Annotated in this window: 2 protein-coding genes; both read left to right on the forward strand. The window is 73.3% G+C overall.

Going from position 1 to position 11446, the window contains the following annotated elements; translation table 11 throughout:
* A partial coding sequence (locus KN815_RS22410) for a non-ribosomal peptide synthetase (RefSeq protein WP_216343725.1) occupies positions 1-5501 on the forward strand: 5501 nt, incomplete at its 5' end.
* Positions 5501-11446: non-ribosomal peptide synthetase (locus KN815_RS51575; protein WP_216343726.1), on the forward strand; the 5946-nt coding region annotated here is incomplete at its 3' end. The genes KN815_RS22410 and KN815_RS51575, both read left to right, overlap by 1 nt.

Here is an 11446-nt window from a genome sequence, read left to right on the forward strand (position 1 = left end):
GGGTGCCGGGTGAGCTGTATATCGCGGGTGAGGGGGTGGTCCGTGGCTATCACGGACGCCCGGGGCTGACGTCCGAACGCTTTGTGGCCGATCCGTTCGACCGCGTCGGCGGTGGGCGGATGTATCGCACCGGTGACCTGGTGCGCTGGACGGCCGAAGGTGAGCTGGAGTATCTCTCCCGGGTCGACGATCAGGTCAAGCTGCGTGGCTTCCGGATCGAGCTGGGCGAGATCGAGACGGTGCTGGCCGGGCAGGATGGCGTGGCCCAGGCCGCCGTCCTCGTGCGCGAGGACCGGCCCGGCGACAAGCGGCTCGTCGCCTATGTCATCCCCTCCATGGCGGGCGGACCGGAGCCCCTGGCCCTGCGTGAGCACGTGGCCGGGCAACTGCCCGGCTATATGGTGCCGTCGGCGTTCGTGACGCTGGACGCCTTCCCGCTCACCGCGAACGGCAAGCTGAACCGGCGTGCGCTGCCCGCGCCCGACTACGGCCCCGACACCGCCACCGGCCGGGCGCCGCGTTCGCCGCGCGAGGAGATCCTGTGCGGTCTGTTCGCCGAGGTCCTGGGCGTGGCGTCGGTCACGATCGACGACGACTTCTTCCACCTCGGCGGCCACTCGCTGCTGGCGACCAAGCTGGTCAGCCGGATCCGTACCGTCCTGGACACCGAACTGGCTGTACGCCGCGTCTTCGAGGCACCCACCGTGGCCGAACTCGCCACGGCGCTCGACGAGTCCGCCGCCGTACGAGGCCGGGTGGTGAGCGCGAAGCGGCCCGCCAGGGTGCCGCTGTCCCATGCGCAGCAACGCCTGTGGTTCCTCCAGCACCTGGAGAGGCCGAGCGACGCCTACAACATGGTCATCTCCCTCGACCTGACAGGCCCGCTGGACCAGGACGCGCTGCGTCAGGCCCTGGCCGACCTGGTCGTACGCCACGAGAGCCTGCGCACGGTCTTCGCGGACGACTCGGGCGGCGGCGCCTACCAGGTGGTCCTCGCACCGGAACAGGCGCAGGTGCCGCTGACCGTGGAGAAGGTGGCCGACGAGGCGTCCGTCGACCGGCTGATGCGTGACGCCGCCGGGTACGCCTTCGACCTCTCCACCGAGATGCCCATCCGCGCCTCGCTGTTCCGGCTGCCCGCCGTCGCCGGAGGCGCCGACGGTGCGCGAACCGACCGTTCGACGCTGCTCCTGCTGACGCATCACATCGCGAGCGACGCCTGGTCGCGCGGTGTCCTGGTGCGGGACCTGACGGCGGCGTACGCGGCCCGCGCGACGACCGGCCGTGCCCCCGCCTGGGAGCCGCTGCCGGTGCAGTACGCGGACTACAGCCTCTGGCAGCGTGACCTCCTCGGCGACGAGTCCGACTCGGGCAGCGAGATCTCGCGTCAGCTCGACTACTGGACCCGGGCGCTGGACGGGCTCCCGGAGGAACTGGCCCTGCCCTTCGACCGGCCGCGGCCGGCGGGCGCCTCCTACCGGGGCGACCGGGTCGGGTTCGAGCTGCCGCCGGGCCTGTACGAGCGGCTGGTGCGGGTCGCCGGTGAGCATCGCGCGAGCCTGTACATGGTGTTGCAGGCGGCCCTGGCGACCCTCCTGACCCGGCTCGGCGCGGGCAGCGACATCCCCATCGGCACACCCGTCGCGGGCCGTACCGACGACGCGCTGGACGACCTCGTCGGGTTCTTCGTCAACACGCTGGTGCTGCGCGCCGACACCTCCGGCAACCCCACCTTCAGCGAGCTGGTCGAACGTGTCCGGGCGCGCGACCTGGAGGCGTACGCACATCAGGACCTGCCCTTCGAGCGGCTGGTCGAGGTGGTCAACCCGGAGCGTTCACTGGCCCGGCACCCGCTCTTCCAGACCGTACTCAACCTGAACAACGCCGCTCGGCCCCTCACCGCTCAGACCGGGCTCACCGTCACCGGGCGACCGCTCGGGTCGCCCTCGGCGAAGTTCGACCTCTCCTTCGAGATGGCCGAGATGGCCGAGATGGCCGAGATGGCCGAGATGGCCGGGACCGCCGAGACGGCCGGGACCGCCGGGGCCGGGCTGGGCTGTGCGCTGGACTTCAGTACGGACCTGTTCGACCGGGCCACCGCACAGAGCATCGTCGACCGCTTCGTGCGGGTGCTGGAACAGGTGGCCGCCGACCCGGCCGTCCCGATCCAGGACCTCCAGATCCTCGACCCGGCCGAGCGGCGCGAGCTGACGGCGCCGCCGCGGCACATCTCCGCCCCCGGCGAGACGATCGTGTCCCGGTTCGAGCGGCAGGTGGCCGCCACTCCGGACGCCATCGCGGTGACCTACGAGACCACCTCCCTCAGCTACTCCGAGGTGAACGCGCGGGCGAACCGGCTGGCCCATCTGCTGCGCGAGCGGGGAGCGGCACCACGGCGGTATGTGGGCTTGAGCATGCCGCGCACCGAGGAGCTGGTCGTCGCGGTCCTCGGCGTGCTGAAGTCGGGCGCGGCATATGTGCCCATCGACCCGGCCTACCCGGCCGACCGCATCGCCTACATGGTCGACGACGCCCGGCCGATCCTCACCGTGACGCCCGATGTGCTCGCCGAGTCGCAGCGCTACCAGGCGGGCGACCCGGACGTGGCACTCTCGCCCCTGGACACCGCGTACGTCATCTACACCTCGGGATCCACGGGACGGCCCAAGGGCGTGGAAGTGCCGCACGGCAACGCGATACGCCTGATGGACGCGACCGGCCACTGGTTCGGCTTCGGCCCCGACGACGTATGGACCCTGTTCCACTCCTACGCCTTCGACTTCTCCGTCTGGGAACTGTGGGGACCGCTGCTGCGCGGCGGACGCCTGGTCGTCGTCTCCTACGAGATCAGCCGGACCCCGGAGCGGTTCCTGACGCTGCTGGCGGATGAGCGGGTCACCGTGCTGAACCAGACCCCGTCGGCGTTCTACCAGCTCATGGCGGCCGACCGGGACAATCCCGAGACCGCCGCGCGGCTTCGCCTGCGCCATGTCGTCTTCGGTGGCGAGGCGCTCGAACTGGGCCGGCTGGCCGACTGGTACGCCCGGCACCCCGATGACGCCCCGTCCCTGGTGAACATGTACGGCATCACGGAGACCACCGTGCATGTCACGCATATCGCGCTCGACGAGGCCGTCGTCGCCGCCTCCTCCGGCTCGGTGATCGGCGAACCGATCCCGGATCTCGGCGTGTATGTGCTGGACGAGAGGCTCCGGCCGGTGCCCAGTGGCGTCGTGGGCGAGCTGTACGTCGTCGGCGCCGGTCTGGCCCGTGGCTATCTCGGCCGGGCCGGGCTGACCGCCGAGCGCTTCGTGGCCAACCCGTTCGGCGAGGGCCGCATGTACCGCACCGGGGACACCGGACGGCGGCTGGCCGACGGGCGCCTGGAGTACCACGGCCGCGTCGACGACCAGGTCAAACTGCGCGGCTTCCGCATCGAGCTCGGTGAGATAGAGGCGGCGCTGGAGGCGCATACCGCCGTTTCCCAGGCCGCGGTGATCCTGCGCGAGGACCGGCCCGGCGACAAACGCCTCGTCGCCTATGCCGTGCCGACCGCCGGCGCCGACCCGACTCCCGGGCAGGACACGCTGCGCGCCCACCTCGCCACCGCCCTGCCCGAGCACATGGTGCCGTCGGCCGTGGTCGTCCTGGACGCGCTTCCGCTCACCCTGAACGGCAAGCTCGACCGGCGGGCACTGCCCGCGCCCGTGTACGGCGGGACGCCCGAGGCTGATCGGCGCGGCCCGCGCACCGAGCGGGAGAAGACGCTGTGCGGGCTGTTCGCCGAGGTGCTGGGGCTCGACGGGGTCGGCATCGACGACGGCTTCTTCGACCTCGGCGGCGACAGCATCATGTCCATCCAGCTCGTCAGCCGCGCCCGGCGGGCCGGACTCGAACTCGCGGTGCGCGACGTCTTCGAACACCGCACGGTCGCCGCGCTCGCCGACATCGCCACGGAGACCGTCCGGGTGGCCGCGGAGGAGCCGGGAGCGGGCGTCGGCGAGGTACCGCTGACCCCGATCATGCGCTGGTTCCTCGAACGAGGCGGCCCGGCCGACCAGTTCAACCAGTCGCGGCTGGTCCAGGTGCCCGCGGCGCTGCGCCACGAGCATCTGCGGTCCGTGGTGCGGTCGGTGCTCGACCACCACGGCGCGCTGCGGGCCCGGCTCACCGCCGGCCCCGAACGGCGCCTGGAGATCCGCGAACCGGGCGCGGTGGACGCCGCCTCCCTGGTCCACCGCGTGGCCGCCGCCGGGCTCGACGAACCGGCCCAGCGGGAGCTGGTGCGGCGGGAGACCGAAGCCGCCCGGGAGCGTCTCGACCTGGACGCGGGACGGCTCGTCCAGGTGGTCTGGTTCGACCGCGGCGCGGACACTCCGGGCCTGCTGCTCCTCCTCATCCACCACCTGGTGGTCGACGGGGTGTCCTGGCGCATCCTGGTACCCGACCTGGCGGAGGCGTACCGCGCCGTGAGTAGCGGGCGGGCGCCGGAACTCCAGCCCGTGGGCACCTCGCTGCGCCGCTGGGCGCAGCGGCTGACGGAGGCGGCGGCCAGGCCCGCGCGGGCGGCGGAGGCCGCCTGGTGGCAGGAGGTGCTGCGGCCCGGGGACCCGCTCCTGGGCAGCCGGGCCCTGGACCCGGCCCGGGACACCTACGGGAGCGCGGCGCATCTGACGGTCACACTGCCGGTCGCGGTCACCGAGAAGCTGCTCACCCGCGTGCCGTCGGTGTTCAGCGCCGAGGTCAACGACGTGCTGCTCACCGCGTTCGCGCTGGCCTGGGCGCGCTGGCGCGGCGGCCGGGACGCCTGGAGCCCGGGCGCGGCCGGGACGCTCCTCGACCTGGAGGGCCACGGGCGCGAGGAGGACATCGTGGGCGCCGTGGACCTGTCCCGCACCGTGGGCTGGTTCACCAGCCTGTATCCCGTACGGATCGACCCCGGCGCGGTGGATCTCACCGACGCGTTCGCGGGCGGCCCGGCCGCGGGCGAGGCCGTCAAGCGGATCAAGGAGCAGCTCAGGGCCGTGCCCGACAAGGGCATCGGCTACGGCCTGGCCCGGCATCTGAACCCGGACACCGCACCGGGGTTCACCGGCCTGCCCGAGCCGCGGGTGGCGTTCAACTACCTCGGGCGCTTCCAGGTCGCGGACGCCGAGGAGGCGGGCAGCGCCACCGTCCCGGACTGGACCGTGCTGGCCAGCGCCGCCGGCATCGGCGGCACCGACCCCCGGGTTCCGCTCGCCCACCCCCTTGAGCTCAACGCCCGTACCGACGACGGGCCGCGCGGACCCGAACTGGCCGCCACCTGGACCTGGGCCGAGGGCATCCTCGACCGGACCGCGGTCGGCACCCTGGCCGACCTGTGGTTCCAGGCCCTGACCGCCCTCACCGAGCACGCGGAACGCCCCGACGCGGGCGGGCTCACCGTCTCGGACGTTTCCCTGAGCCTGCTGAGCCAGGACGAGATCGAGTTGCTGGAAGACGACTGGAGGACCATGTGATGGCGACGCAGTCCGGATTGCAGGACATCCTGCCGCTGGCCCCGCTACAGGAAGGCTTGCTCTTCCACAGCGTGTACGACGAGGCGGCGCCGGACGTCTATGTCGTGCAGGACACCATGGACCTGGAGGGCGACCTCGACCCCGAGGCGCTGCGCGCCGCGTGCCGCACCCTGCTGCGGCGCCACGCCAATCTGCGCGCGGGCTTCCGCTACGCGGGCCTGCGGCGCCCCGTCCAGTTCATTCCGCACGAGGTCCCCCTGCCCTGGGAGGAGATCGACCTCGCCGCGCTGACCGAGGACGAGCGCACCGCGGCGGCGGACCGGGTGCTGGAGGCGGACCGCAGACGCCGTTTCGACCTCGGCAAGCCGCCGCTGATGCGGTTCACCCTGCTGCGGCTCGGCGACGGCCGGCACCGCTTCGTCCTGACCAACCACCACATCCTGCTGGACGGGTGGTCACGCCCGATGCTGCTGCGCGAACTCCTCGCGCTGTACGCGGCCCGCGGCGACGACGGCGGGCTGCCACGGGTCCGGCCCTTCCGGGACTATCTGCACTGGCTCGCCGGCCAGGACCGGGACGCCTCGGTGGCCGCATGGCGCGAGGCGCTGGCCGGAATCGACGGCCCCACCCTCGTCGCGCCCCGCAGCGGCGACCGGGCCGCCGTCGTGCCCGGACGCCTGGACACCGAGCTCGAACCCGCCGTGTACGAGGCGCTCGCCGCCCTGGCCCGGGAGCGTGCGCTGACCCTCAATTCGCTGGTGCAGGGCGCCTGGGCGGTCGTCCTCGGCGGGCTGACCGGGCGGGACGACGTGGTCTTCGGCGCCACCGTCTCAGGCCGGCCGCCCGAGCTCGCCGGGGTCGAGACGATGGTGGGCCTGTTCATCAACACCCTGCCGGTGCGGGTACGGCTGCGTGCCGACGAGCCGCTGGTGGACCTGGTGCGCCGGGTCCAGGACGAACAGACCCGGCTCCAGCCCCACCAGCAGATCGACCTCGCCGAGGTGCGGCGGCTCGCCGGAGCCGGTGAACTCTTCGACACCACGATGGTGTTCGAGAACTACCCCGTGGACCTCACGGCCGGGAACGACAGGCCCGGCGGGACCAGCGGCCTGACCGTCGCCGGCGCCCGCAACCGCGACGCCGCCCACTATCCGCTGGCACTGGTCGCCGTCGGCCGTGGCGGCCTGCTGCGGCTGCGCCTGGACCACCAGCCCGATCTGATCCCCGAGGCAGCGGCCCGCGCCGTCCTGGACCGCGTGGTCCGCGTCCTCACCTCGGTCGCCACCGAACCGCTGCGCCCCGTCGGCCGGCTCGAGCTGCTCTCCGGGGAGGAACACCGCACCGTACTCGAACTCGGCCACGGCGCGGACACCGCCATCCCGGACCTCAGCCTGCCGGAGGCGTTCCGCGCCCAGGCCGCCCGCACCCCGCACACCACCGCCGTCCGCACCGGCGCCGACACGCTCGACTACGCCGCGCTCGATGCCCGCTCCGACGCGCTGGCACACCGCCTGACCCGGCTCAAAGTGGTGCCGGAAACCCCGGTGGGGCTGCTCATGGAGCGCTCGGCGGACGTCATCGTGTCCGCGCTGGGGATCCTCAAGGCGGGCGGCGCGTACGTCCCGCTGCGGCAGCGTGACCCGGCCGACCGGCTGCGTCTGCTCACCGGCCTCGCCGGTGTCCGTCTGGTGCTGACCGACCGGGCGAACGCCGACCGCGCCGCGGAACTGGGGCCGCCCGTGGTCGTCGTGGACGACGGAGCGCAGGCGGAGCCCGATGCCGTGCCGGGAGAGCCACTGCCGCACGTCCACCCCGGCCAGATCGCCTACATCAGCCACACCTCCGGCTCCACCGGAACACCCAAGGGCGTCGCCGCCACCCATCGCCATGTGCTCGAACTCGCCCATGACCGCTCGTTCGCGAACGGCGCCCACACCCGGATCCTGGTCCACTCGCCGCACGCCTTCGACGCCTCCACCTACGAGATGTGGGTGCCGCTGCTGACCGGCGGCACCGCCGTCGTCGCCCCGCCCGGCGACCTCGACGCCGAACGGCTCGGCAAGCTCCTCGTCGAGCACGAGATCACCGGGCTGTTCCTGACCACCGGTCTCTTCCAGCTCGTCGCCGACGAGGCGCCCGAACACTTCGCCGGCCTCCACGAGGTGTGGACCGGCGGCGAGGCGGTCCCCGCCGCGTCCATCCGCCGGGTGATGCGGGCCTGCCCCGACACCACCGTCATCGACGTGTACGGGCCCACCGAGACGACCACGTTCGCGGTGCGCCACCGGCTTCCCCGGGGACCGGAGGTCCCGGCCTCCGTCCCCATCGGCAGCCCCCTGGACAACACCCGGCTGATGGTCCTCGACACCGGGCTGCGCCCCGTGCCACCGGGCACGGCGGGCGAGCTGCACATCGCCGGGGCCGGGCTGGCCCGCGGCTACTGGCGGCGCCCCGGGATCACCGCGGAACGCTTCGTCGCCGACCCCTACGGCCCGCCGGGCGCCCGTATGTACCGCACCGGCGACCTGGTGCGCTGGAACGCCGAAGGCGTGCTGGAATACCTCGGGCGCGCGGACGAGCAGGTGAAGCTGCGCGGCTTCCGCATCGAGCTGGGTGAGATCGAGGCGCTGCTGGGCAGCCACCTGGGCGTCGCCCAGACCGTCGTCACCGTGCAGGAGCCGCGCCCCGGCGACCGGCGCCTGGTCGCCCACCTCGTCGCCGAGCGCGGCACCACCCCGTCCCCGGAGGACCTGCGGGCGCACCTCGCCGCCGAACTCCCCGACTACATGGTGCCCGCCGCGTTCGTCGTCCTCGACGCGCTGCCGCTGACCGGCAACGGCAAGGTGGACCGCAAGGCGCTGCCCGTGCCCGACACCGGCCCGGCCGCCGCCACCGGGGCGCGGCGTGCCCCGCGCAGCCCCCAGGAGGAGATCCTGTGCGGCCTCTTCGCGGAGGTCCTCGGCCTGCCGTCGGTCGGCATCGACGACAACTTCTTCGACGCCGGGGGACACTCGCTGCTCGCCACCCGGCTCGCCGGGCGCATCCGTTCGGTGCTCGGTGCCGAGATGGCGGTGCGACAGCTCTTCGACACGCCCACCGTGGCCGGGCTCGCCCGCGCCCTCGACACGGCCGGATCGGCCCGTGCCGCGCTGATGCCCGCCGAACCGCGCCCCGATCGCGTCCCGGCCTCCTTCGCCCAGCGCCGGCTGTGGTTCCTGCACCGCTTCGAGGGCCCCTCGCCGACGTACAACATCCCCTTCGCACTGAGGCTCACCGGCGACCTGGACCGCACGGCGCTGCGGGACGCGCTCGTGGACGTCGCGGAGCGCCATGAGTCGCTGCGCACGGTCTTCGCCGAGGACGCCGAGGGGCCGTACCAGGTCGTGCTGCCCGCCCCGGAGGCCCGCACCGCGCTGACCGTCGTCCCCGGCGTGCCGCCAGATCGCCTGGAGCGGGAGATCGCCGCCGCCGTCGGACACGCCTTCGACCTGTCCGAAGAACTCCCGCTGCGCGTCTGGCTGTTCGAGACCGGAGAGCGGGAGCATGTGCTGCTGCTCCTGGTCCACCACATCGCGGGCGACGGCTGGTCGGTGCCGCTGCTCTCCCGCGACATCGTGGCCGCCTACGCCGCACGACGCGTCGGCACCGCCCCGGCCTGGCAGCCGTTGCCCGTCCAGTACGCCGACTACAGCCTGTGGCAGCACGAGGTGCTCGGCTCGGAGGACGACGACGAGAGCCTGATCGCCCGGCAACTCGCCTACTGGAAGGGGGCTTTGGCCGGACTGCCGGACGAACTCACGCTGCCCGCCGACCGGCCGCGCCCCGCCACCTCCGGCCATCGCGGCGAACGCATCCCCTACCAGGTGCCCGGACCGCTGTACGAGCAGGTCCGCGCCCTGGCCCGGGCCACCAAGGCCAGCCCGTTCATGGTGGTCCAGGCCGCGGTCGCCGCGCTGCTCACCCGGCTCGGGGCGGGCACCGACATCCCGCTCGGCACCCCGGTGGCCGGCCGCACCGACGACGCCCTCGAGGATCTTGTCGGCTTCTTCGTCAACACGCTGGTGCTGCGCACCGACACCTCGGGCAACCCCACCTTCCGTGAGCTGATCGCCCGTGTCCGGGACACGGACCTGGCGGCCTACGCCCATCAGGACCTGCCCTTCGAACGGCTGGTGGAGGCGCTCAACCCCAGGCGCTCGCAGTCCCGGCACCCGGTGTTCCAGACCATGCTCACCTTCAACAACACCGAGCAGCGGCACCTGCCGTCGGACACCTCCGCCCCCGAGGACGGCGTGGGGGCGCCGGGCCTGACCGTCGAGCGGGTGGCCTCGGACACCGGTACGGCCAAATTCGACCTGCTGCTGTCCTTCGCCGAACGGCACGCCCCCGACGGCAGCGTGGACGGGCTCAGCGCGGGCCTCGAATTCAGCACCGACCTCTTCGAACGCGACACGGCCGAGCGGATCGTCGCGCGGCTCCTGCGGCTGCTGGCGGCCATGACCGCGAATCCGCAGGCGCGACTCGGCGAGGTGCCGCTCCTCGACGAGGGCGAACGGGCCGCCGTGCTGAGCGGCGGCAGCGGCGCGGCCCGCCCCGCGCACGACGCCTCCCTGCCCGAGCGGTTCGAGACGGCCGTCGCCGGCAACCCGCACGGTGTGGCCGTGGAGACCCCGGAAGGAGCGGTCGGCTACCCCGAACTCAACGCGCGCGCCAACCGCCTCGCACGGCTGCTCATCGACCGCCAAGTGGGCCCCGAGGACCTGGTCGCGGTCGCCATGCCCCGGTCGGCCGACCTGGTCACCGCCCTCATGGCGGTCCTCAAGACCGGTGCCGGGTATCTGCCCGTCGACCCCGAGTACCCGGCGGCCCGCATCGGGTTCATGCTCGAAGACGCCCGCCCCGCCTTCGTGCTGACCACCGGCGAACTGGCCACGGCGCTTCCGGAAGCTCTCGCCGGCCGCACGATCGCCACCGACGACCCGAAGGCCGCCGAGGCGCTCGCCGCGTATCCCGCGACCGACGTCAGCGACGACGAGCGCACCAGGCCGCTCCACCCCGCCCACCCGGCGTACGCCATCTACACCTCGGGCTCCACCGGCCGCCCCAAGGGCGTGATGATGCCCGTGGGCGCCCTCGCCAACCTGCTGGACTGGCACCAGGCGCAGTTGCCGGGCGGACCGGGCACCCGGGTGGCGCAGTTCACCGCGGTCAGCTTCGACGTCGCCGTCCAGGAGATCCTCTCCGCACTGCTGCACGGCAAGACCCTCGTGGTCTGCCCCGAGGACATCCGCCGCGACCCGGCCCGCCTGGCCCGGTGGCTCAACGACGCGGGTGTGCAGGAGCTGTACGCGCCCAACCTGGTCATCGACGCGGTGTGCGAGGCCGCCACCGCCCAGGGGCTGGAGCTGCCGGACCTCACCGACCTCGTGCAGGCCGGGGAGGCGCTCACCCCGCACGGCGCCATCCGCACCTTCTGCGCCGCCCGCCCCGGCGTACGGCTGCACAACCACTACGGGCCCGCCGAGACCCACGTGGTGACGGCCTGCCCGCTCCCGGCGGACACCGACGCGTGGACACCCGGCCCCGCCCCCATCGGGCGGCCCGTCGACAACACCGCCGTACGGCTGCTCGACCCCTGGCTCAACCCGGTGCCGCCGGGCGTCCCCGGCGAGCTGTACATCACCGGTGCCGCCCTGGCCCGCGGCTACACCGCCCGCCCCGACCGCACCGGGGAGCGGTTCGTCGCCGATCCGTACGGCCCGCCGGGCGCGCGGATGTACCGCACCGGCGACCTGGCCCGTCTCACCCGCGACGGGGAGCTGACGTACCTGGGGCGCACCGACACCCAGGTCAAGATCCGCGGGTTCCGCATCGAACCGGGTGAGATCGAGGCGGTGCTCACCACCGCCCCGGAGGTGGTGCGGGCAGCCGTGGTCGTGCGGGAG

The sequence above is a fragment of the Streptomyces niphimycinicus genome, assembly GCF_018883605.1.
Classification (GTDB): Bacteria; Actinomycetota; Actinomycetes; order Streptomycetales; family Streptomycetaceae; genus Streptomyces; species Streptomyces niphimycinicus.